Genomic DNA, 22674 nt, shown 5'->3' on the forward strand with positions numbered 1-22674 from the left:
ATGACGAAGGGTCCTGTTGGACAACCTCTGCGGGTCCTCATCGCCGGCGGCGGAATCGCGGGGCAGGCTCTGGCCTTCTGGCTCACCCGCGGCCGCCACCGAGTAACCGTCGCCGAGCGCTCTCCGTCGTTGCGGGATGCCGGGGCCCAGGTCGATCTGCGGGGGCAGGGAATCGACGCCGTCAGGCGGATGGGGCTTCTCGACGCCGTCCGGGCCAAACTGGTGGACGAGGCCGGCGTCGCCTTCATCAACTCCCGTGGCAGGACCAGGGCGACGATCATGGCCAACACCTCGGGACGCGGCCGGCAGACCCTCACGTCCGAGTACGAGATCATGCGCGGGGACCTCGTCCGCATCCTGCACGATGCGACGCGGCACGACACCGACCACGTCTTCGGCGCGAGCGTGGACGGGTTCGAGCAGGACGCACACCGGGTCGTGGCGCACTTCTCCGACGGTTCCTCCGGCGAGTTCGACCTGCTGATCGGCGCGGACGGGCAGGGCTCGCGCATCCGGCGGGCGCTCCTGCCGCAGGGCTTCGATCCGTACTGGCGCGTCGGCGTGCACATGGCCTACTGGTTCGTTCCGCGCATCGCGTCCGACAGTGACATCCGGGACACGTGCATGGTGCCGGGCGGCCGCCAGATCATGCGGCGCAGCCACAACGCGACCGAGACCCAGGTGTACTTCGTGATGCGGGAGAATTCCGCGGAGGCATCCGCGATCCACCGCGCGCCCGTCGAGGACCAGCAGGAGTTCTGGGCGAGCAGGTTCCGCGATGCCGGCTGGCAGACCGAGCGTTTCATCGCGGGCATGAAGACCAGCCCGTTCTTCTACTCCCAGGAGACAGTGCAGGTCCGCTCCGACACCTGGTCCAGGGGGCGTGTGGTCCTGGCCGGGGACGCCGCGCACTGCGCCTCTCCCTACAGCGGCATGGGCATCTCCGGCGGCCTGGTCGGCGCCCACGTCCTGGCCGGCGAGATCAACCGGCACCCGGGCGACCTGCCCACCGCACTGGCGAACTACGACCGCGTACTGCGGCCCTTCGTCGACGAGATCCAGGGCGCGGTCAACCCCCGCCTGCTGCGCCTGGGCATGCCGATGAGCCAACGCGCCATCAATGCCTTCCAGGCCACCACCGCACTGGCGTGCTTCCTGCGCGTCCCCGAGATCGCGGCGCGGATGTCGAAAGAGGACCGCGGGGGCGCCTGGCGACTCCCCGACGACCCCGCGCCGATCAGCGCGGCCTGAGGGGTGGCCCGGGCACCGCGTCGCCCGCCGGCCTGCCCGGCCCGTAGGCTCCGGGGGCGCGGTCGGCGCGCAGGCGTAGCGCGTAGCTGTACGGGGCCGCGAAATGACTGTGGGAGAGGCGAGGGCATGGAAGCGAAGCAGGGTGTGTCGGTGTGGCAGGGCGAGGAGCTGGACCTCGACGCCTACTTGGACCGGATCGTTTTCAGTGGCCCGCGCGACGCCACCCTCGACACCCTCGCCCGGCTCCAGCGCGCCCACACGACATCGATCCCCTTCGAGAACGTGCACGCCGCTCTCGGTATCCCTCTCCCCATCGACCTGGCCTCGGTCCAGGACCGGCTGGTGCGCCGCAGGCGCGGCGGCTACTGCTACGAGCACGTCGTCCTGTTCGCCTCCGCCCTCGAACGCCTCGGCTTCGACATCACCGGGATCAGCGCTCGCATCACGCTCGGCGCTACGAAGATCACCGCGGCCACACACGCCATGGTCGTCGTCCGCTTCCCCGACGACCCGCGGGCCTGGCTGTGCGACGTGGGCTTCGGCAGCGGCCCCACCGCCCCCATCGAGCTCGCCGACGGCGCGACACTGGAGGCCGACGGCTGGCGCTACCGGCTGGAGCGGCGTCCCGGAGCCCTGGCCGACGACTGGCGGTTCTACCAGTACGGCGCCGACGGCTGGACGGACCGCAACACCTTCGTCCTGGTGCAGCAGTACCCCATCGACTACCGCATGGGCAGCCACTACATCGGCACCCACCCCCGCTCGCCCTTCGTGACACGGCTGTTCGTCCAGAGGTTCACGGGCGCCGAACACCATCAGCTCGACGGGACCACCTGGAAGACATTCACCCCCGACGGCATGTGTACGGAAAAGGAGATCGAGCCCGCCGGGATCGGCACACTGCTCGCCGAGACCTTCGACATCATTCTGGACGCGGACGAACTGGCCGCCCTGCTGCGCGAGCCCGAGCGGCCGTGACCGCGCACCCGGGTCCATGCCGTGGATCCGTACGTGTAATGGCCGCGGCCATGGGGGGCAGGCGGTGGCCATGACGCTCGTGGCCGGACACTTTCGCCCGGCCCGCCGACTGAGGGAAAGGACTTGTCGTGTCGAAGGTTGAGGAGTCCATCGAGGTTGAGGTCCCCGTCCGCACGGCCTACGACCAGTGGACCCAGTTCGAGTCGTTTCCGCACTTCATGGACGGTGTGGAGCGGATCGAGCAGCGTACGGACAAGATGACGCACTGGGTGACGAAGATCGGTGGTGTCACCAAGGAGTTCGAAGCGGAGATCACCGAGCAGATCCCCGACGAGCGCGTCGCCTGGACCACCCTGGACGGCGAGGTCAGGCAGGCGGGTGTGGTCACCTTCCACCGCCTGAGTGACACGAAGACCAAGGTCATGCTGCAACTCGACTACGAGCCCGAAGGCCTCAAGGAGAACGTGGGGGACAAGCTGGGGGTGGTCAAGCGGCAGGTCACCGGAGACCTGAAGCGGTTCAAGGAGTTCATCGAGGACCGCGGCCGTGAGACCGGCGCCTGGCGCGGCCAGGTCTGAGCTTGGCGGTCTTCCCGTCCCCGAGCCGTGTAGGTGGGCGGAGGACGGGAAGCCACCTGGGACACGGAACGGCCATCGCGGGACTTTCCCTGTGCGTGAAGGCGCGGGGGGAGTACGCGATGGCCGTTGCTGTGTACGTGGGGTCAAGCAACTCGGCCTTTGAATACGGCAGTTGACCACGTGCTGGCATCTGGCTCAGAGGGTCAGCCGAGATCGGCGGGGCCGTCCGGCGACGGCTTCGCGATGTACCGTCCGCGGAACTGAGCCGCCCCCGCGCCCCGTTGTGGCCGGATGCGGCCGGATTCGTCTCCCTGGGACGGTTCCGGTGTCGCCGTGGGATGCTCATCCGCCCTGCGGTAGGCGAACCAGGGCAGGAAGAACTGGGTGACCGGGCCGACCATCACCGCGTACAGCACCGTGCCGATGCCCGCGCTTCCACCGAGCAGCCAGCCGACGCCGAGCACCGTGACCTCGATCAACGTGCGTACCAGCCGGATGGAGCGACCGGATACGGCGGCCACGCCGGTCATGAGTCCGTCGCGGGGTCCGGGCCCGAAGCGCGCTCCGACGTATACCGCGATGGAGAGGCCATTGAGGACCACACACCCGGCGAGCAGGCCGATCCGGGGCAGGATGGCGAGGTCGTCGGGGATGAGCCAGAGGCCCAGATCGGACGAGCAGGCCACCACGACGATGTTCGCGACCGTGCCCAGTGTCGGCCGCTGTTTGAGCGGGATCCAGAGCAGGAGTACGAGGACGCCGAGGACACCGCTGATCATGCCGAAGCTCAGCGGGGTGCGCTGTGCAAGGCCCTCGTACAGGACACTCCATGGATTGTTGCCCAGTGAGGTCCGGACCATGGCGGACAGACTGAGTCCGAACAGGGCGAGACCGGCGAGGAGTTGGAGGCCGCGCCGCAGTGGATGCTCGCGGACAGGTATGTAGGTGAGGGGCGTCGGGGACCGGCCGGGACGAGGGCGGCGCGGGCTCGCCGCCGCGCGCAGCTGGTGACGGCCTCTGAACGCGCGCTTGCAGCGGTCCCTGAACTCTTGCTCCATGAGGGTCGCCTCCGGTGTGTACGTGGGTGGAGGGTGCGTCGCCTGACTGAGCCGGGGCCTGAACGAGAGTATGCCGGGGCGCGGGACGGAAGGGGGGAAGTGCCACCGACCGCCAGGAGGCCGTGGCACCACTCCAAAGGAGCGGTGCCACGGAGCCCCGGGTCTTCGCCGCACCTGCCTCAGGGGTCCAGGCGCGCGAGGGCGTTCCTGATGCGCCTGCCGGCCTCGGTGAGCAGCGAAGCCGTCCGGCCGCAGTTGATCCGCACGAAATGGCGAAGTTCCTCGCCCTCCGCGAAGTGGCTGCCCGAGATCGTGGCAACCCTCGCCTTGGTCAGCAGGAACTCTTCGGCGGAGCTGTGGCCGAGCCGCCGGTAGGCCTCGGCGTGGGCGGACAGATCGATGAACAGGAAGTAGCCACCCTGGGGCGGTCTGACGCGCAGCGAAGGGACCGTGTCGAGTTGTTCCAGCATGGCCTCGAGGTTGGCGCGCGCGGTCTTCGCCCTGGAGGTCGCCACCTCGTCCATCTCCGGTTGCAGGGCGATGTGTGTGGCGACCTGACCGTAGGTGGAGGCGAATGACGTCAGGTTGACCTGCGCCCGTGCGGCCGCCTCCACGATGTCGGGCGGACCGCAGAGATAGCCGATGCGGTCGCCGTGCATCCCATAGGTCTTGCCGGGGCCGGTCACCGACACCGTCCACGGCCGCATGGAGCAGCGGCTGCCGTCCGTGAGCTTCACATCGATGGCGGCGAAGGTCTTGGCCCGGGGCCCAAGGACATGGGCCTCGTAGGGCGAATCGAACAGGACGTGGGCAGGGCTCTCGCCTTCGGCCTCGCGCCGCGTGTTGTGCAGGCCCACGACCTCGGCCAGTGCCGACAGTTCCTCGGTCGAGTAGATCTTGCCCGTCGGGTTGACGCAGTCACCAAGGACGACAATTTTGGTCCGCTCGGTGAGGACTTCCTCCAGGGCCTGTGCCGTGAGGCCGTCCTCCGCCGTCACCAGGACCGTCCTTGGGACGGCCTCGTGCAGCCGCACCATGTCCGAGTAGTGCGGCCAGTTGGGTACCGGAATCACGACCTCGTCACCGGGGTCGAGCAGGGTGTGGAAGGCTGCCGAAATCGACCCCTTCACACCGCCCGGCGTCACCATGATCTCGCTGTCCGGGTCATACTCGACTGCGTGCAGGCGGGCCACCCGCGCCGCGACGGACTCCAGCAGGAACGGGAATCCCTTCACGGGTGCGAATGCGTGAATCATTTGTGGCCGGGTCTGGATGAAGTCGACCACGCCCTGGTCGATCCTGGGATCGGCCGGTGTGTCCAGTGCGCCGATGCTGAGGTCGATCATCCGGTCTTTCTCGGTGAGTCCCTGGTTCAGTCGCGCGATTCTCGCTGCCGTTCCATGTGTCGCTGACGGTGGGATGCTCAGGACGGCACGGGATATGCCGCGGTTCTTCTGCATGATCGTACGAGGACCTCCCCCGATTACGCGTTCAAGCCGTGAGCGACCTTTTCCATCGCATTCCACATGTCCAGTTGGATTTTCAGGGTCTCTTTCGCCCCGTGGGCGATCTCGGCGACATCCGCGTCGGAATGGCAATTGTTCAGGACGCACTGCTTGGCGTCGGCCGCGTGCCGTTCCTCGACGCCCTCGTCGCCGACGTGGACGTTGAAATAGATCTCGACGTTGTCGACGAACCGGTCCTTGCTGAGCTCGTTGTTGCTGTTGCGGAACGCCGTACGGCAGACTTGCAGCATCCTGTCCGCGTGGGATTCCAGGGCCATGGCGACGCCCAGCATGCGGTGGTAGCTGTCCCCGAGCAGTTCGAGGGTGCGCCGCCGGTACTCGAACGTCTCGGGGAGGACCAGCTCGCTGTTCCGCGCGTCCTTGACGCGCAACGGCGGCAGACCGAACTCGACCTGGCCGTACAGGTTGTGCGCATTCTCCATCAGCACTTCGTGGCACCTGCCGGCCTCGCCGTTCCCGGCCTCCTCGTTGAGGATGCAGGAGAACAGGACCAGCGTGTCCCGGTCGTCATGCGCCGCGGCCTCAGCACACACATGGGCGATGCCCTTGACCGTGCCCTCGGTCCGGTGGAAGAAGTTCGCCCGGTGGAAGTCGTACGTCCGGCTGTTCCACGGCGAGTTCTCGAGGAGCTTGAAGTAGCCGTTGTCGTAGACGGGGTGTCGCTCCAACTCAGCCATGAGCGAGGTGACTTGGTCGTGCAGCGCGGTTGCCATTTCTGTCGTCATCTCATTTCTCTCCCTGTGCGCGTCGCAGTGGTGAATCGCGGTCGTGGAGCAGCCGGAAATTGACACGCGATCCGCTGAAGAGATTCTTGCTGGGGGCGCCGGTCGGGCGTGATCACCATCGAAGCGGGTTCGGTGGCGGACCTGATGGAAGCGGACCTGATGGAAGCGGACCTGATGGTGAATGCAAGAAATCCCTGCACGTCACACCCGCAAGCGAAATACCTGTCCCGTAAATGATGAACGGGTCTCCGCGAGGAAGATCCATCAGCCAGTCGACCGCGATGAGTGCGTTGAATCCGCCATGCTCCACGGTGGCTCAGCGACCGCGACCGCGACCAGGCCACAATGAGCCATACGCGCGGACGCTCCTGACACTCCGCCGAACATCAGGACATAGCGGGGGGAGTGGCGCGGTCGTCCTTCCGGTGGAGGGAGGGAATGGGCCTGCGCAACGGCGCGAAGCGGCTCGTCCTCGCCACCGAGGCGAAGAAGGTCCAGCGCCCCTCACCTAGGTGCGTCAGCGGGTGCTGCGCGAACTCGACGAACAGGGCGCCGAGCTGGCGAAAGCGTGGCCGCGCCATGTCGGCATGACCTGTCCGATACCGATTGGGGGTTCGTCGTCCGGTCGTTGCCACACGCTGCTGCCCATTGCCGGAGGGAGGCGGAAGCGGTTGGGCGACCGGGGCGCACTCGTTTCGGCGGTGGGCCAGGGGCGGCAGGCACCTCCGAGCACATGTGCCGGGCCGCTCAGGCGGGGGCGGCCGTAGTCGGGGACACCGTCTGGCTGGTATGGGTCGACCCCGCCGCCGCGCTGACACCGCCTCGCTTACTCCACCGGCACGCGGCCCGAGCCCCACAGGGAGCCGGGGCCCTCCGGCGCTCGGACGCGCGTCCCGCTCGGGCAAACAGCTGTACACGCAGCGCGACTTCGGGGAACGGTGTTGCAACCGCCTCAAACAATGACGCGGCATCCCGTCCCGCTATGACAAGCCCCCCAGCTGCCCTCCCGGGCCGCCGTCACCCTCGCAGGCGTCGCCGCCCGGCGTTCTTCCCGGTGTCGCGGCGCAGTGCCGCGCGCAGGCCGCGAAGGGTCGAACCGCACGTCCACATGCCCAGCAGCAGAACCCCCGCCTTGATCCAGAACCATGCGGACCCCGGCTCGGGGTGGGTGAGCAGGTCACACCCCCACCAAGCGCACAGCGCGCACATGGCTGCGGCCGGGAACAGCTGCGCGCGTGCGGAGCGGCCGGCGCGCGCCGGACCTTCGGCCAGCCGCATCGCGTAGATCTCGACAGGCCCGAACTCCTCGACGGCGCTGCCGCCTGACGCCTCGAGGTGGTCGCGGGCCTCTTCCCGGGAGCGGGCCGCTGTTCCGGACCGATATCCGTGACGCCCCTTGAGCAGCGCTTCCAGCCGGGCGAGCCAGGCCTCGTCGTCAACGGGCCGCGCCGGTGCGGGTGCCCCCGCGAGCCAGCGCCCGGCCCGCTCGTCGGAGAGCCGGAATCCCGCGAAGGCCAAGAGCCCACCGACGCCGAACAGCGTCGGCGCGGGCACGCGGACAAACGGGTCGGCCGGGACGGAGGTGAACAGGGTGGCGGTCGCCACGACGAGCACGCAGACCGCGACCAGGGTGATCCGCCAGGCGAGCAGCCGAGCGGCGGCCCGCAGTTCGGGCAGTACCCCGACGGCCGCCACGAACACCGTGGTCAGCAGCGCCGCACCCGACAGCTGAGGCCATCCGGCCGACAGCCAGAATCCCTCGGACACCCACAGCATGATGCCGAACAGCACCACCTGCACGCCCGCGAGCGCCAGCGCCCCCGTGAACCGGCCTCCGGGCGACACGCCGTGCATGTCGGCCGAGCTGCGCCGCACTTCACTGATGCGCTCCGCCGCAACGGTGTCCGCGTAGGCGTCGGGGTCACCGGCCACGTCCTGTACGGGTCGTCCTGCCTCTGCCGCGATCTCGCGCACCTCGGCCAGGACTTCCTCGGCCAGGCTGCTGGGCGCGTCGTGGCGGCAGGCCAGGGCGAGCTCGAACCGCGCCGCCCACTGCTCGTCGTCCTTGTGCGTCCAGACCTGCTGCTGCCCGGTGTCGCGCGCCTTCATCGTTGGTCCCCATCATCGCCGGGTGTCGTCCGTACGGCGAAGCGACCACCGGCCAGCGCGCTCACCACGTCGTCCAGGGCCCGCCAGGACTGGTACTCCTGTGCCAGCCGGGTTTCTCCTGCGGAGGTGAGCCGGTAGTACTTGCGGCCCGGCCCGCCGTCTCCCGCGCTCCACCGCACTTCGACCGCGCCCTCTTCTTCCAATTTGCCCAGCGCGGGGTAAAGGGTGGCCGCTTTGAGGCCCCCGAGCCCGGCCTCGCCCAGGCGCTGGATCAGGGCGTATCCATAGCTCTCGCCCTCGGACGCCAGCATGCCGAGCAGGCACAGAGGCAGAGACGCGCGCAGCCAGGCTGATGGGACGTCCGGCATGACCCCTCCCGTGGAGGCATGACCCCCCTGTGGACCTCCGACTAGTTCGTTTTTCATACTAGCCCATGGGGTGGAGTAGTTGAGCGTGCGGAGGGGCTTCGGGGGGTGGGGTGCGAGGGCCCGGCCCCGGCCCCGGCCCCGGCCCGTTACGGCCGCCGGTCAGGCAGGGGCGGTGGACATCCTTGTCGTCGCAGGGCTTGCAAAGAGCCGGGTGGCGGGCCAGAAAGTCGCGGTTGGCTTGGCAGTCCACCTCGGCGACGGCGGTCGGCCGAACGTCGATCACGCCGCCGAACTGGGCCCGCCGGCCGTCGGGGGGCGTACTCGGCGGTCTGCACGAGCTGGTCCAAGGCCTGCGCCTCACGGCGTGCGGACACCTCGGCCTCGCTGTAGGGGCCGTTCACGGGTTTCTCCGTAGCGCACCTCTCACTTACGGTCGACCCATGCGAAGTGAAGGCGAAGACGAAGGCGGCGGCGTAGGCGTGGTGGCGGACGAGGCCATCCGCGCGGCGTGGGATTCCTACCGGGTGCTGGAGAAGCGGACTCCGGCCGATGAGCGTGGGAAGGCGCAGGGGCGCATCAGGGCCGCGACGGAGACCCATGGGCGCGAAGAGGTGGCCCGGGGCACGGTGTTCCTGGTGGGTGTGCTGACCGGCTATCTGATCGCCGAACAGGCAGCTGCCGAGGACCGCCTCGATCCGCTCGGCGACCTCATCCCGGCTGTCATTCGCAGGTTGCCCACCTTCGAACTGGCTGGCCCGGCTCAAGTGCCGATGGCCACCGGAGTCCTCATGGCCGCCGCGATGGGCATGGACACCGTGGCGTGGCGCGACCGTTTCGGGCAGATCCCGCCCGAGGAGGCATTGGTCCACGGCTTCGTCCTGTGGCTGCTCGCCGATCTCTTCGACTCCCTGGCCGGCCGGCCCGGCACCATCGACCGGATGATGAGGGAGACCTTCAACTCCTTGGCCGTCTAGGGTCTGTCCGGCGGATCATGCTCGGAGAGGCGCGAGTAGGTTGGCTACATGTCTTCCGTACTTGTTGTTGGTTATGACCCGCAGGCAATACCCGGCGTCGATGCGGCGGGCCTTCGTGCGGCCCTGGACAAGGAGCTGACCCGGTTCGGGAGCACGGCATCGAAGCGGCTATGGCTCTTCGGCTCGGGGATCGTGTGCTTGATCTGGCGCCGCCGCCACCTGCGTAGACGCCAGATCAGGCACACCATCTCTGAGCCGAAGAACCAGCGGACCAACCGCCAACGACGAGGCAGCAAAGGCGGCCGGCCCACCGGATTCGACAACACGACCTACAAGCGCAGGAACGAAGTCGAGCGGACGATCAACGCGCTCAAGAACTCACGGGCTGTCGCGACGAGATACGACAAGCGGGCCTACATCTTCCACGGCACCGTCACCGCCGCAGCAATCCGGCTCTGGCTGCGGTCGTGAACAACCTGCCGGAGATGCGCCGCGCGTTGGCTGAGGACGGAGCCGGTCAGCGCACGCTCCGCCCGGCGGCGTTCGCCTGCCACTTGCGGCCGATGGAACGCATCAGCGCCGGGTACACCCCGATGTACCGGAAGGGCTTGATGGCGGCCATGTAGAGGGTGCCGAACAGCCCGTTCGGCTTCACCAGGACGGCCATCTGGCCGCGGTAGCCGCCGGACCCGTCCGGGACCCAGCCGATGTGCATCACCGCGTGCACGGTCTTGTTGCCCATCTCGGCGGCCCACTCGTCGTCCCGCTGATAGAGGGAGGTGAACGGGGACGAGCCGAGGTCGGGGCCCTGAGGGCCCTCGCGAAGGTCCGCCGGCAACCGGTCGCGCAGGGAAGGCAGCCGGGTGCTGATGCCGGTACCGGGCTTGTCCTAGCCGAGCAGTGCTCCGAGCTTCCAGCGGACGGCGAAGAGCACGCGGGAGACGGGACCCTCTCCGCTCACCCCGCTCCTGATTCCTTCGGCGGTCTGGCGCACCAGCCACACAAGGTCCTCGGGTCCGCCGGGGGTGGGCATTGCCCACACGTCCTCGACCGTGAAGTCGTCGGCGATCTCGTGGATCCGCCAGGGGCGGTCGGTGTGAGCGGTTCGGGGAAGTCGCATGAGCAGGCCCCCATCTATACGGCTGCGTATGTATCGAGAGTAGGCCCATCTATGCGCACCCGTATACTCGGCGGAGACGTGAGGAGGCACACACCATGGGCGCGACCCGCACGCCACGCGGCAAGTGGATCGAGGAAGGCTTGCGGGCACTGGTCGCAGGCGGCCCCGAAACCGTCCGGATCGAGGCACTGGCGCAGGCACTCGGCGTCAGCAAGGGTGGCTTCTACGGGTACTTCCGCAACCGGGGCGCGCTGCTCACCGAAATGCTCGACACCTGGGAGTACGAGGTCACCGAGAGCGTGATCGAGCAGGTTGAGAGCGGCGGGGGAGACGCCAGGGCCAGACTGGAGCGGCTGTTCGCCATCGCCGCCGCCACCGACGGGCCGGTGCGGGGCACCACCGCCGATATAGCGATCCGTGACTGGGCCCGCCGCGATGCGGCCGTCGCCGCGCGCCTGCGCCGCGTCGACAACCGCCGTATGGACTACCTGCGTTCCCTGTTCTCCTCCTTCTGCCCAGACGAGGACGAGGTCGAGGTCCGCTGCCTGCTCGCCGTTTCCGTGCGCATCGGCAACCACTTCAACGCCGCCGACAACGGCAAGCGCAGCCGCGCGGAAGTGATGGAGCTAATCAGGCAACGGCTGCTGGAGTAGCCGCCCATCATCACCCGCACCTGGCGTCACTCTCATGTGGCTCAACGTGCGCCCTGGTCACGGCTAGGGTTTGTCGCGGACCAGGCTGTACGAGGTGAGCGTCACCGGATAACGCAGATGTGCATGCCAGCCCCCGCGACTGCGGCATGATCCGCCTGACAGGCCCTAACCCAGTTGACGTGTGTGCCGGAGCTGGCACCGGTTCTCGGCGCAAACGCGTGGTGGGACTGAGCCCGGCCGTGCTGAGACATTCCGCTCGCACCCCGCAGGGGTCATGCTTTCGCTCCGACTTCGCGTGGGCACCACCGTCGTGTCCAGCAGAACCAGGGCGGAGATTTTTTACCGACTGCCCTTTCGAGACGTCCGACTATTCTCAGCTCATGCAGCCGCTTTCCGACATCAGTAGCCGGTTGATCGCGGCGTTCCCAGCCGAACTCGCCCGTGATGCCTAGGTGGCCTTGGCGGTGCTGCCTGATTCCCGGCTCCCACCGCATGCCTCGTTCCCGGTCGTCGTGGAGGGCCGGCAGGTGTTGATTCCTGGGCGCCGCTACAACGACGAGCCACTGCCCGAGGCGATGGCGTTGCTTTCGTCGCGCCAACGGCAGCTTCTGCACTGCCTGTACTCAAGGCACTCCAACGGGATGGTCAGGCAACGACACCTGGAGAAAATCGTCGATTCCACGGACCCGTGGGTCATTCCCTTCGTCGTGCAGTTGGCCGGCGAGTACGTCCTGGAGATCCTGGTCGTCATACGCGACGAGCTCCGTGACCTCGTGGCCCCCGGCACCCGAGGCAACCTGGCCTACGGGCGGTTCATCGTGGACACCCCGCCTTCTTCGCACGTACCCAACGGCGAGTCGTGAGCTACTGGAGCTGTTACTACCGCCACGCCTACGCGGATTTTCGGGGTTACCCCGGCAGCAACCTCCTCGACCTCCTGCGATCCGCCGCCTCCGACCGAGCCGGCCACCCCTAACCCCGACTCACCCCGGCCGCCGCCAGGTTGGACGGCTACTGCTGGGGCGTGTATCGGAAGCGGCTTGAGAGGCTGCTGGTTCGTCAGTCCCGCGACGGGGCGGCGAGCCGGCGGTCGTCCTGTGTGGACGTGGCAGCAGCTGATGGACGGCGTACGGTGACGGCCCCGGACCGGTGCGCCCTGGCGCGATGTGCCGGAACGCTACGGGCCCCGGGACCGGGTCCATGACCTGTTCGGTGCTGGCAGCAGCGGGATGGCACCTGGGCCAGGATCCTTACCAAGCTCCGGGCCGAGGCGGGTGTGAAGCGCCTGATCACCTGGGAGGTGAACGTCGACTCGACCGTCTGCCGGGCCCACAAGTACGCGGCCGGGGGCGGCGACAAGGGGGGCCTGCACAAGGACCCGCCCGGCCGCGTTGCCGTCAAGCCGGCCGACCACGGCATCGGACGCTCCTGAGGTGTGGTCGGCCGCCGAAGTTCGACACGAGCGACTACCGCGAGCGCCACGCGGTCGAGGGCGGGGTGAAGCGCCTCAAGCGCCACCGGGTCGTGGCCATGAGACACGACAAGCTTGCCGTCCCCTGCGAGGCGGCCGTGCTGGCGGCAGTCCTGGCCGAGTGGCCATGACCAGCGTGTTGCCGTCGACCTCAGTCTGTCGGTGTCGGTGTCGGGGCGGCGCAGGCGTCGGCGATAGCCCGCGTGTCCCAGTAGAACGGACGAACCTCGGTGATCCGCCCGTCCATGACCGTGATCGCTTGCAGAATCGGAAAGCTGAGTTCACGGCCGGTCGCACGAGCACGAGCACGAACCTGTGTGAGCACGACCGCAGTCTCACCGGTGGCAAGTATCTCCTGCTCCACCATGTCGAACGACTCCCACACGTCTCCCATCCTGAGGAAGAACTGCTTCATGCCGCTGTGCCCACGCCACGTACCTCCATAGGGCAGAGCATCTGCTTGATGCAGTTCGACATCCGGCGCGAAGAAGGGGGCGAGCAGGTCGAACGAAGCCTCGCCGGGGCCTCCTGCAGCCAAGTACTCGGCCTCAGCCGCATACATGCCGGTGAGGACTGTTACTGAGTCCGTAGTGGATGACATCGTCATGCCGCCAGCATGATCACCACAGCACGACCTTGCTGGCGGCCATCAGACATCATTGTGCGGAGCGGTCGGCACCTCCACAACACGACCTTGGGCCCAGCGCCCTTCCTTGCCTCCTTGCGTACCGTGCGCGCCGACGCCAACGCGGCCCGGCCGCGAGGGAGTTGGGGGCTGCGGGGGAGGGGAGGCGTCCCCTTCAGCCCTCGGCCGGCCCCGGCCCCGGTGATCTCGGACCGGAGTGCCGCGCACCCGGAAACGAGGTGTGTGCGGTATGCAGACGGGGTGGAAACCGAACGGCTGACCTTTGACGGATGGATCGCCGCTGTGGGAACGGAGTCGGGCACGCGCGTCGTCGTCGGTCACTGGCCGCGGTCTCCGTTCGGCTCGTTCAGCGACGTCATGGTGGAGCACGCCGATGGATGGCGGACCCTTCTGGCACCGACCTCGGAGACGGCGGCGTACGTCTCCGCCGTCTACCACTTCGACGACGTCCGACGCGTGGCGGTGAAGGTGGTCGTACGCGACGGTGTCTGGGACGTCACGGCGGGCCCCTTGGACCTGCGGTTCTCCGTCGGGCGCCGAAATGCCCTCGGTCTGGCCCTGCGGGTGGTTCCGCGACCGCTGGTCCGGAGCCCCCTGTGGGCGGCCGTCGCCGACGTCCCTGCCCGGCTGATGGCCGGCGTTCGCACCACAGGCAGCTCGCGTCCGGGATACCGTCAGTGGTACGCGGCTGGTGACCTGCGGCCGATCGTCACCGCCCGGGTCCGGCTCGGCGGCACCGACCTCGGTCCGCTCGCGCCCGTCTCACCGCCCGTGCGTTTCGGCTTCGGTTCCGCCCCGGCCGCTCCCGCCCTGGTCCGCGTCGTTTCGACCGTGGAGCACCAGGGCCCGCGCCGACCGTTGCGCAACTGACGACCGGTCCGGGCACCAACGAGGAGTCGACCGCCACGGCGTGAGCGGTTGCGGACGGGCGGCCGTCGCGGGTACTACGCGCTCGCCGGCCGGGTTCCGGACGCGGTCCCTGATCTCGATGTGACCTTCCTCGACCGCGATGTGGCCGGAGCTGACGAGAGCGGTCTGGCCGCGGCCCGGGGGCGCAAGGACTTGGCGCCGGTCATGCTCGGCTCGGGGATCCTCCAGCTCTGCGACTGCATCGGCGTCGCCTGGTGCGATGAGTCCGGATCTACGATAGCGATCCGTCGCGGGCCGTGGGCCTGCGCCGCCGCAGAGCCTGAGCGCGGCCGGCGCACCAGTGTCCGGTCCGGCGACAGCGAAAAAGCGCGCGTCAGGCTGCTCCGTACTCGTGCGCCGGGGCGCCCTGCCACGCGATCTCCGGGGAGTCGCCGTCGACCATGGCCTCGGCGTCGGTCTCGTCGATTCCTGACTGCCGGAGGAATTCGATGACGTCCAGATCGGAGTAGGCCACTCCGATGTCCTGGCCGAGGGCGGTCACATGGCGGCCGCCGCGACCGAGGGGCCTGTGGACCACGATGGGTGGTTCGATCATGCTTCCACCCTGGCCCGTCGACCCGGCTCGCGCATGCCGGGACGGGGCCGGGTGTGGGTCGGCGGTGGTGCTCTGCCTGAAGGACGTCCCGCTCACTGTCTGCCGGGACGATGCCCATGCCCGCCCACGGTCTGCCGGGGCGATGCCCATGCCCGCGCATGGGCTGCCGGGACGATGCCCATGCGGCGTCGTCGTGCTCCGAAGTGGGCCGGCCGGATCGGACAGTGCGCGGCGGCGGCCCGGCCGGGCAACTGCTTACCGGCCATCGGGCGGCCCCGCGAGTGAAAGCGCCCCCGTACACCAGGTGTTGGGCGGTGCGCTGCCCCTGGCTGGAGCGCGCGGCCTCGCGCCCGGGCTTCCGGGACCGCGCCCCGCGCGCCGATCTTCTGGCCGGAGAAGGGGGTGCGGGACGCCTGCGGTACGCGTTTTGGACGACGGCGCTGCTCGAATTGGCTGGGGCCCGGTTCGGCGCCGACCAGCCGGTGCATTCTTGATCGGATTTCAAGAGGCAGTCAATCTGCGGAGAGGTCGCGCCGAGGGAAGGTCACCCCTTCGCGTTGACGGTTCAATCTCTTGGGCGGCGGAATAGTTTCGGCTGTCGATGGCCGTCATCCCGTGATCGTGATTACCCTTCCCGGCTCGGTGAAAACCGTGGCGGAATTGTGCTCTTTACGGTCCACTGGTCGACGGCAAAGCTGTGCGGCAACAACCCGAACCGATAACGTTCCCGGTGGCCGAGGTCGCTGTTTGTGATCCATCGGCTTGATTGATCTAAAATCTGGGTCCGGTCAATGATGAACCTGATGCCAGCCCATTTCCCGCCGTGCGGAGGCGGCGGGGAGGGTGAATTAACGCGTGGCGGCCGCCGTCGCTCGGGGCCGTCCCCAGACCACCATCAGATTCATATCGTGCGACTCGGAGGGACGTAGTCGCGAGGTCTCGGCATATCGTCTCGCGACGAGGTCGTACCACCCAGAAAATGCTGAACGGCTCCGAAACACCTCGATATTCCTGCTCCCTGCCCTGCGACAGTCGGCAACTGGATTTTCGAACAAGTGGCCCATTCGGGGTCGGATGGCCCCGGGCGCCGCCTGCTGCGCCGGACTGCGCCGCCGACGTCCCAATGCCGCCGTGCGCCAGCTGGACACGTCACCACAAGACGAGATCAAGCTATAGCTTTTCTTTTCACCTGAGGCATATTCCACCAGCGGTTTCACCGTTGAGAGGAAGAGGCATGACGAATCACACGATCGAGGTCGATCTCGAAGCCCTGCTTCGCGGGAAACTGGAGGAAGCGACTACGGGAGCGCGTTGGGTGACCGACGTGGACGAGACGTGGTGCCGCCTCACCAACCGGTCCGCTGTGCAACGCCCTCAGGGCTGGAAGCTGCACGTGTCCGCCACGGCCGCCTCGGCGCCGGAAGTCCTCATACGGTCTTTGGATGTGCTGCTGGGAGAGAAGCTGATATTCAAGTTCGCCCGCTCGCTCGACCAGGTGAACGCGCTCAACTCCCGTGCGACGCCCCGAGGAAGTTCCGGAAAGTTCATCACCGTTTACCCGCCCTCCGACGAGGATGCCGCCCGCATAGCACTGGAGCTGCACAACGCCACTTCGGGCCTGGCGGGTCCCCGGGTCCTCTCGGACCAGCCCTACGCCCCGGGCAGCCTCGTGCATTATCGCTACGGCGCCTTCGTCGGCCGGCGCAGACTGTCGGACCACGGTCTGCTCATATGGTTCATCGAGGACCCCGACGGCAACCCCGTGGAAGACAAACGGACCGGCCAGTACGCGCCGCCCACCTGGGCGGTCAGCCCCTTCCCGGCCTCGGTCCCGCTGCCACCACAGCGGGAGAAGGCCGCGAGCAGCCCCGTTCTGCTCGGGCGGCGGTTCTCGGTGCGGGAAGCGATCCGGCACACCAACAAGGGGGGCGTCTACCGGGGGACGGACGTCACCACGGGCCTGCCCGTCGTGCTCAAGGAGGCCCGCCCGCACGTCGAGGGGAACGCCGCCGGATCCGACGTCCGTGACTGGCTGCGCGCCGAAGCCCGCACGCTGGAGAAGCTGAAAGGCACCGGCCTCGCGCCCGCGCCCCTCGCGCTGTTCGAGACGGGCGGCCATCTGTTCCTCGCGCAGGAGGAAGTGCCGGGAGTGCCCCTGCACACCTGGGTCGCCGAGCGCTTTCGTGACGTCGGAAGCGAGCGCTACCGCGCTGACGCGCTGGTCCAGGCCGAGCGCCTGATCGACCTGGTCGCGGCGGCACACGCCCATGGCTGTGTACTGCGGGACTTCACACCCGGCAACGTGATGGTCCGTCCCGACGGCGAACTGCGTCTCATCGATCTGGAGCTCGCGGTCCTCAAGGACGACATCATGCTCCCGACCCGGGTCGGGACACCCTGCTTCAGCGCCCCCGAACGCCTGGTGGGCGCGCCCGTCTCACCGACGGCCGACTACTACAGCCTCGGCGCCACCGTGTGTTTCGTCCTGGCGGGCAAGGTCGCGAACCTGCTCACCGAGGAGCCGGGCGCCAGGCCCGCCGAGCAGCGGTTCGCCGCATGGCTGAAGGCCTGCGCCGAAGTGCTGGACCTGCCCGACGGTCTGAGCGAGATGATTCTCGGGCTGACGAGGGACGACCCCGGCGTGCGATGGGACCCGGCCGCCGCACGTGCGGCGCTCCGCGCGGTGAATGAGCGGGCGGCTCGCCCCGATAGGCGCCCGGACCCGCCGGAATACGCCGTACCCCCGGCGAGGCAGGACACGTCGTCACGCGACACCACGCAGACGGCCATTACCGGCATCGTGGACCACCTCGTCGATTCCATGACGCCCGCCGACGACCGGCGGCTGTGGCCCGTGTCCACCCTCGCCGGGGAGACCGGACCGTGCACCGTGCAGCAGGGCGCGGCCGGACCGCTGGCGGTCCTGACCCGGTACTTCGAGGCGACCGCGGATCCGCGCCTGCCCGCGATCCTGCACGCAGCGGGCAGCTGGATCGCCGCACGGTGCGACACCCGATCCATACGCCCGGGCCTGCACTTCGGGGGCCGCGGCACGGCATGGGCGCTGTACGAGGCCGGACGCGCGATCGACGACCCCGTCCTCATGGACCACGCGGTGGCCCTGGCGCTGGCGCCGCAGGAGTGGACGCCCAGCTACGACATCACCCACGGCTGCGCGGGAAGTGGACTGGCCGCGGCCCACCTGTGGCAGCGAACCGGGGACCATAGGCTCGCCGAACGGGTCGTGGCGGATGCCGACCGGCTGGTTCGCGCGGCCCGCCCCGAGCCGGCCGGCGTGAGCTGGCCCGTCCCCGCCGAGGCCGTTTCCGAAGAGGCCGGCAAACGCTATCTGGGCTTCGCCCACGGCACGTCCGGCATCGGCTGCTTCCTTCTCGCCGCAGCGGCGATCTCCGGCTGCCCCGAGCACAAGGAGCTGGCGTTGGCGGCGGGGGAACATCTGGCCACCCATGTCGTGATGGTCGGCCGCGCGGCCCAGTGGCCGGCGCAGGCCACGGACGTACCGACGGCGCCGTACTGGTGCCACGGCTCGGCCGGCATCGGTTCGTTCCTGGTACGCCTCTGGCAGGCGACCGGGGACGAGAGGTTCGGCGATCTCGCCCGCCGGGCCGCTTGGGCAGTCGTGGAGCGCGCCTCCCGAGCCGCCCTGACCCAGTGCCACGGACTCGCGGGCAACGGCGACTTCCTCCTCGACATGGCCCAGGCCTCCCAAGACCCCGTCTACGACGCGATGGCCGATCAGCTGGCCCGGCTCGTCGTCTCGGAACGGGCCCACCGCGGCAGGCACGTCGTCTTCCCCAACGAACACGGAAACATCTCGACGAGCTGGAGCGACGGATCGGCCGGAATCCTGGCGTTCCTGCAACGGACACGCCACCCAAGCCCCCGGCTCTGGATGATCCAGCAGCCGGGCTGAGCGACGGCGGCTCGGCCGGCCGCCGTCGCCACCTCGCAGAGCACATCACCTCACAGAGAAGGAGAAACGCCATGGAGAACCAAGACCTTGAGGTTCTGGCCCACCTGCACGCCCTTCCGGAAACCGACCCGGTCGGCGTCGACGAGGCGCAGTTCGGCGGGACCTGTGCGTGCACCGGTCTGCTGACCCTGCTCAACACCGTCTGCGTGGGCGTCAGCTGCAGCTAGTCCCCAGAACCTCCGGCCGGTGGTCGCTTCCGCGGCCACCGGCCGGAGCCGTCCCCGTGACCGGCGGACCCACGAGCACCCCTCCCATGGACCGCGGAAAAACTCCGGTAGTTGAGGACTCGACCATGCAGCCACCTGCCGACGACCACACTCGTGCCCGGGCACCCCTCGCGCCGGCCACCGGCAGTCCGGACGCCACGCCAAGCGCGGCCGGGCCCGCCCTCGCGATCAGCACACGCGGTCTCGTCAAGAGCTACCCCGGCCCCGACGGCACCACCACGCATGCCGTTCACGGCCTCGACCTGGACGTACTGAGAGGCGAAACCTACGCCTTCCTCGGCCCCAATGGCGCGGGCAAGTCCACCACCATCGCGTTGCTGTGCGCCCTGGCCCGTCCCACCGCCGGGCAGGCCACGGTCGCCGGCATCGACGTGATCGGGCAGCCGGACCAGGTACGCGCCAAGGTCGGACTGCTCTTCCAGAACAGCGCACTCGACCCGGACCTGACGGCACAGCAGAACCTGTACGTCCACGCTCGTCTCTATGGTCTGAGCCGCCGCCACGCCCGGCTGCGCACCGGTGAGACGCTGGAAAAGGTGGGCCTCGCCGACCGGCGGCGGTCCTTGGTGCGGACCCTGTCCGGTGGCATGCGGCGTCGACTGGAACTCGCCAGGGGCCTGCTGCACGCGCCCGAGATCCTTTTCCTCGACGAGCCGACCACCGGCCTGGATCCGCACGCCCGCGCCCAGGTCTGGGACTACCTGCGGGTGGTGCGGGACCAGCACGGAAGCACGCTCTTCATCACCACGCACTATCTGGAGGAGGCCGAGAACTGCGACCGCCTCGGCATCATCGACCACGGCCGGCTCGTGGCCCAGGGCACCGCCTGCGAGCTGAGGGCGGCGATCGGGGACGACCGGGTGGCGCTGCGCACCAGCGACAACGCCTCCGCGCGGCAGATCGTCGCCGGCGCCGTGCCGCCAGGCGTCACCGTCACCGGGGACAGCGAAGGGGTGACCCTGCGGATCTCCGACGGAAGCACCTGGATTCCCCGCCTGTGCGCGGCACTTGAGGCCCATGCCATCGCGGTGCACGCCGCGTCCGCGACCCCGCCGACACTCGACGACGTCTTCTTCCACCACACCGGCCGCAGCATCCACACCTCCGGGACCCACCGGGCAATGGCCGCCGCGCCGTCGGATCCCGTCGCGGACGCCACCGAGGAGGCCTCATGACCGCGCCCGCCCTGCACACGCCGGACGCCCACTCCGGCCCCGACCGCCCCGACCGTCCCGATGTCTCCGGCGACGCAGCCGACAGTGCCGACACCAGCCGGGAAAAGATCTCAGGTCTTCGCCACGAAGCGCGCGCGATCCACGCGCTGGTCCACCGTGACCTGCTGCGCCTGGCGTCCCAGCCCGTCCACACGGCTCTGATGCTGGTGCAACCGGTCATCTACCTGTTCGTCCTCGGCGGCGGACTGGCCACGTTGATCCCCACCGCGTCCCTGGGGGTCGGCTATCAGAGCTACCTCTTTCCCGGTGTACTGATGATGACGGTGCAGACGCCGACCATCATGGTCGGGATCCGTCTGATCACCGACCGCCAGAGCGGCTACCTGCGCGAACTCCTGATGGCCCCGGTCCGCCGTCCCACCCTGCTCCTGGGAACCTGCGCCGGAGGCACCCTCGTCTCCACGGCGCAGGGTGCTGTCCTGCTCGCACTGGTCGGCGCCATCGGCCTGCCTTACGACCCAGTGCTGTTGCTGCTGCTCATCGCCGCCATGATCCTGTGCTCCTTCACCCTCACGGCTCTGGCCCTGACCCTGGCCGTGAGCCTGAGCCGGCCGGAGATCTTCAACATGCTGCTGGGCCTGGTGATGATGCCGCTGGTCCTCTTCTCGGGCGGTTTCTTCCCCATCGCGAACCTCCCGGGCTGGGCGCACACCGTGGCCGCGGCCAACCCGCTGGCCTACGGAGTGGATCTGCTCCGCCGCTGCATCGCCCTGCGCGTACCGGGCCAGGCGAGCGGCGCGGGAGTCACCTGGTCCAGCTTCCAGCCCCCGCTCCTGGTCGAAGGCGCCCTCCTGCTGACGCTGGGAACCGTGGCGCTGCTGTGGGCCGCCCATGTGTTCAGCCGCCCCGAATGACGGCGGGCTGCACCCTGCTTCCGGCCGCGGGGGTCGAGGCGGGCGCCGCCCGTTCACGGCGACGCGTCCCAGTGGACAGATAGTCTGCGCACGGATAATCTCTCCACAGATCAATTACGAGGTCGGGAGGCCATCCATGTGGACGTACGAGCACAGCATCGAGACGGACGCCGCGCCTGAGGCGATCTGGAGCCTGTGGGCCGATGTCGAGAACTGGGGAACCTGGAACGCCGACATCGCGGGCATCCGGATCAGTGGTCCGTTCCGGGCGGGCGCCGAGATCGTGATGTCACCGGCCGAGGACGACCCGGTGCACCTGCTCGTGGCCGAGGCGCTGCCCAACGAACTGTTCGTCGACGAGGCGCGGTTCGACGGCCTGCTCCTGCGTACCGTCCACCGGCTGAGCCAGGGCGAGCGGCAGCGCACCAAGGTGACGTACCGGATGGAGATCACCGGAGCCGACGCCGACGAGGTCGGCCCTCGGATAGGTCCGGCCGTCACCGCGGACTGGCCGGAGACCATGTCGGCCCTGGTCGAGCTGGCGCAGGCCTGATGGCGCTCAACCCGGGTGAAAGTCCCGGCTTCCTGCTCTGGCATGCCACCTTGCGGTGGCAACGCGACATCGCGGCGGCCCTCAGCCCCCTCGACCTCACCCACGTCCAGTTCGTCCTGCTCGCCTGCGCGTGGTGGCTGAACACGCGGGGCGAGGAGCCCAACCAGCTGGCGCTGGCCCGTCAGGCAGGCACCGACGTCAAAATGACCTCGCAAGTCCTGCGCGCCCTGGAGGCCAAGGGACTGATCGAGCGCGAGGTCGACCCCGCCGACACCCGCGCCAAACGCCTGCGGGTCACCAGCGCCGGCGCCGAACTGGCCCCGCGCGCCATCGCGGCGGTCGAGAACGTCGACGCGCGCTTCTTCCAATCGGTGGCGCATCAAGACGCCGTGGCCCTGCTGAGCCGCCTGGCCCATCCTGACGTCTGAGCGGGGCGACGACTTCCGGCCGGGGCTGTTCAAAGTGTGGCAGAACGTGTTTAACGGACTGTGCATGACGACCAGCAGCGTGGCCGACGGCACCGATTCGGGGACGATCACATGCAACTCATCGGCCGCGTACGGGAGATGGCACCAGGGAGGCAGTCGGGGGGCCGACACCGGCGGCCGGATCAGGGAAGGTTCAAGCCGCGAGGTCTGCCTGGTTCACTTCGGCCCCCGTCACGGTGGACGGCTGGGCGAGGAACATGTCGGCCGCCGCGATGGCGTCCTCCACGCAGGTTGTGGCGGTCACCGCGCACAGGGTGGAGGCGACATCTCTGAGCTGTTCCGCCGCGTGGGGGTGCTGCTGGTAGGCGTGGGCAATGCGCGCCTCCGCGTACTGGGCCAGAAGGACCCGCAGCGTCTTCGAATGGGGTGCAAGCATCTCAGACAGCCTCTCTCGCTTTTGA

Annotated in this window: 24 protein-coding genes and 2 pseudogenes; 16 read left to right on the plus strand and 10 right to left on the minus strand. The window is 68.8% G+C overall.

Going from position 1 to position 22674, the window contains the following annotated elements:
- The 3 genes from ABR738_RS36425 to ABR738_RS36435 all read left to right on the plus strand — a co-directional run bounded on the left by ABR738_RS36425 (position 1) and on the right by ABR738_RS36435 (position 2807).
- The gene (locus ABR738_RS36425; RefSeq protein ID WP_350234276.1) at positions 1-1251 is read left to right on the plus strand and encodes an FAD-dependent monooxygenase; all 1251 of its coding nucleotides are present in this window, start codon (positions 1-3) and stop codon (positions 1249-1251) included.
- Between the two features lie 126 nt (positions 1252-1377).
- Positions 1378-2229: an arylamine N-acetyltransferase family protein gene (locus ABR738_RS36430; RefSeq protein ID WP_350234277.1), complete on the plus strand. Its 852-nt coding sequence runs from the start codon at positions 1378-1380 to the stop codon at positions 2227-2229.
- 128 nt (positions 2230-2357) lie between these two features.
- Entirely contained in the window at positions 2358-2807 is a 450-nt protein-coding gene (locus ABR738_RS36435; protein ID WP_350234278.1) for an SRPBCC family protein, read from the plus strand.
- Positions 2808-3010: 203 nt separating this feature from the next.
- On the opposite strand, the gene yczE is transcribed toward ABR738_RS36435, so the two are convergent.
- The 3 genes from yczE to ABR738_RS36450 all read right to left on the minus strand — a co-directional run bounded on the left by yczE (position 3011) and on the right by ABR738_RS36450 (position 6116).
- Positions 3011-3865 (minus strand): membrane protein YczE, encoded by an 855-nt coding sequence (gene yczE, locus ABR738_RS36440; protein ID WP_350234279.1) that lies wholly within the window; start codon positions 3863-3865, stop codon positions 3011-3013.
- Between the two features lie 179 nt (positions 3866-4044).
- On the minus strand, positions 4045-5211 hold the full coding sequence (locus ABR738_RS36445; RefSeq protein ID WP_350234281.1) for a pyridoxal phosphate-dependent aminotransferase: 1167 nt from the start codon (positions 5209-5211) through the stop codon (positions 4045-4047).
- Between the two features lie 137 nt (positions 5212-5348).
- A complete protein-coding gene (locus ABR738_RS36450; protein WP_350234282.1) occupies positions 5349-6116 on the minus strand; it encodes an iron-containing redox enzyme family protein in 768 nt (255 codons plus the stop codon).
- A gap of 108 nt (positions 6117-6224) precedes the next feature.
- Here ABR738_RS36450 and ABR738_RS36455 point away from each other — a divergent pair, with 108 nt between their 5' ends.
- Positions 6225-6353, plus strand: a complete 129-nt coding sequence (locus ABR738_RS36455) for a hypothetical protein (RefSeq protein ID WP_350234283.1) — start codon at positions 6225-6227, stop codon at positions 6351-6353.
- Between the two features lie 149 nt (positions 6354-6502).
- On the opposite strand, the gene ABR738_RS36460 is transcribed toward ABR738_RS36455, so the two are convergent.
- The 3 genes from ABR738_RS36460 to ABR738_RS36470 all read right to left on the minus strand — a co-directional run bounded on the left by ABR738_RS36460 (position 6503) and on the right by ABR738_RS36470 (position 8593).
- Positions 6503-6697 (minus strand): hypothetical protein, encoded by a 195-nt coding sequence (locus tag ABR738_RS36460; protein ID WP_350234284.1) that lies wholly within the window; start codon positions 6695-6697, stop codon positions 6503-6505.
- Positions 6698-7133: 436 nt separating this feature from the next.
- Positions 7134-8225 carry a hypothetical protein gene (locus tag ABR738_RS36465; RefSeq protein WP_350234285.1) on the minus strand — a complete coding sequence of 364 codons (1092 nt, stop codon included), beginning with the start codon at positions 8223-8225 and terminating at the stop codon, positions 7134-7136.
- Entirely contained in the window at positions 8222-8593 is a 372-nt protein-coding gene (locus tag ABR738_RS36470) for a PadR family transcriptional regulator (RefSeq protein ID WP_350234286.1), read from the minus strand. Before ABR738_RS36470 ends, ABR738_RS36465 begins: the two co-directional genes overlap by 4 nt.
- 440 nt (positions 8594-9033) lie before the next feature.
- Here ABR738_RS36470 and ABR738_RS36475 point away from each other — a divergent pair, with 440 nt between their 5' ends.
- Both ABR738_RS36475 and ABR738_RS36480 read left to right on the plus strand, forming a co-directional pair.
- Positions 9034-9567, plus strand: a complete 534-nt coding sequence (locus ABR738_RS36475; protein WP_350234287.1) for a hypothetical protein — start codon at positions 9034-9036, stop codon at positions 9565-9567.
- A gap of 210 nt (positions 9568-9777) precedes the next feature.
- Positions 9778-10038 (plus strand): annotated as a pseudogene (locus ABR738_RS36480) (IS5/IS1182 family transposase); the annotation flags it as partial.
- Between the two features lie 46 nt (positions 10039-10084).
- Here ABR738_RS36480 and ABR738_RS36485 read toward each other — a convergent pair.
- A pseudogene (locus ABR738_RS36485) lies at positions 10085-10687 on the minus strand (DUF2867 domain-containing protein).
- Positions 10688-10782: 95 nt separating this feature from the next.
- On the opposite strand from ABR738_RS36485, the gene ABR738_RS36490 reads away from it, so the two are divergent.
- The 3 genes from ABR738_RS36490 to ABR738_RS36500 all read left to right on the plus strand — a co-directional run bounded on the left by ABR738_RS36490 (position 10783) and on the right by ABR738_RS36500 (position 12772).
- Complete coding sequence (locus ABR738_RS36490; protein ID WP_350234288.1) at positions 10783-11340, plus strand: TetR/AcrR family transcriptional regulator; 558 nt, start codon at positions 10783-10785, stop codon at positions 11338-11340.
- Positions 11341-11804: 464 nt separating this feature from the next.
- Positions 11805-12203: a hypothetical protein gene (locus tag ABR738_RS36495; protein WP_502964199.1), complete on the plus strand. Its 399-nt coding sequence runs from the start codon at positions 11805-11807 to the stop codon at positions 12201-12203.
- 413 nt (positions 12204-12616) lie between these two features.
- Entirely contained in the window at positions 12617-12772 is a 156-nt protein-coding gene (locus tag ABR738_RS36500) for a hypothetical protein (protein WP_350234289.1), read from the plus strand.
- Positions 12773-12962: 190 nt separating this feature from the next.
- On the opposite strand, the gene ABR738_RS36505 is transcribed toward ABR738_RS36500, so the two are convergent.
- The gene (locus ABR738_RS36505) at positions 12963-13418 is read right to left on the minus strand and encodes a nuclear transport factor 2 family protein (protein ID WP_350234290.1); all 456 of its coding nucleotides are present in this window, start codon (positions 13416-13418) and stop codon (positions 12963-12965) included.
- A gap of 279 nt (positions 13419-13697) precedes the next feature.
- On the opposite strand from ABR738_RS36505, the gene ABR738_RS36510 reads away from it, so the two are divergent.
- The gene (locus tag ABR738_RS36510) at positions 13698-14327 is read left to right on the plus strand and encodes a hypothetical protein (protein ID WP_350234291.1); all 630 of its coding nucleotides are present in this window, start codon (positions 13698-13700) and stop codon (positions 14325-14327) included.
- 373 nt (positions 14328-14700) lie between these two features.
- Here ABR738_RS36510 and ABR738_RS36515 read toward each other — a convergent pair whose 3' ends face one another.
- Positions 14701-14922, minus strand: a complete 222-nt coding sequence (locus ABR738_RS36515) for a hypothetical protein (protein WP_350234292.1) — start codon at positions 14920-14922, stop codon at positions 14701-14703.
- 1234 nt (positions 14923-16156) lie between these two features.
- On the opposite strand from ABR738_RS36515, the gene lanL reads away from it, so the two are divergent.
- From lanL to ABR738_RS36545, 6 genes are all read left to right on the plus strand, one after another.
- Positions 16157-18856, plus strand: coding sequence for a class IV lanthionine synthetase LanL (gene lanL, locus ABR738_RS36520; RefSeq protein ID WP_350234293.1), 2700 nt, complete (start codon positions 16157-16159; stop codon positions 18854-18856).
- Between the two features lie 71 nt (positions 18857-18927).
- Complete coding sequence (locus tag ABR738_RS36525; protein ID WP_189389786.1) at positions 18928-19083, plus strand: VenA family class IV lanthipeptide; 156 nt, start codon at positions 18928-18930, stop codon at positions 19081-19083.
- 125 nt (positions 19084-19208) lie between these two features.
- Positions 19209-20318 (plus strand): ATP-binding cassette domain-containing protein, encoded by a 1110-nt coding sequence (locus ABR738_RS36530; RefSeq protein WP_350234294.1) that lies wholly within the window; start codon positions 19209-19211, stop codon positions 20316-20318.
- Positions 20315-21232: an ABC transporter permease gene (locus ABR738_RS36535; RefSeq protein WP_350234295.1), complete on the plus strand. Its 918-nt coding sequence runs from the start codon at positions 20315-20317 to the stop codon at positions 21230-21232. The genes ABR738_RS36530 and ABR738_RS36535 overlap by 4 nt, the downstream gene beginning before the upstream one ends.
- Before the next feature lie 136 nt (positions 21233-21368).
- Positions 21369-21785, plus strand: coding sequence for an SRPBCC family protein (locus ABR738_RS36540; protein ID WP_350234296.1), 417 nt, complete (start codon positions 21369-21371; stop codon positions 21783-21785).
- Positions 21785-22213, plus strand: a complete 429-nt coding sequence (locus tag ABR738_RS36545) for a MarR family winged helix-turn-helix transcriptional regulator (RefSeq protein WP_350234297.1) — start codon at positions 21785-21787, stop codon at positions 22211-22213. Before ABR738_RS36540 ends, ABR738_RS36545 begins: the two co-directional genes overlap by 1 nt.
- A 193-nt stretch (positions 22214-22406) precedes the next feature.
- On the opposite strand, the gene ABR738_RS36550 is transcribed toward ABR738_RS36545, so the two are convergent.
- Entirely contained in the window at positions 22407-22649 is a 243-nt protein-coding gene (locus ABR738_RS36550; RefSeq protein ID WP_350234298.1) for a DUF5133 domain-containing protein, read from the minus strand.
- Positions 22650-22674: the final 25 nt, after the last annotated feature.

It is taken from the genome of Streptomyces sp. Edi4 (assembly GCF_040253615.1).
Classification (GTDB): Bacteria; Actinomycetota; Actinomycetes; order Streptomycetales; family Streptomycetaceae; genus Streptomyces.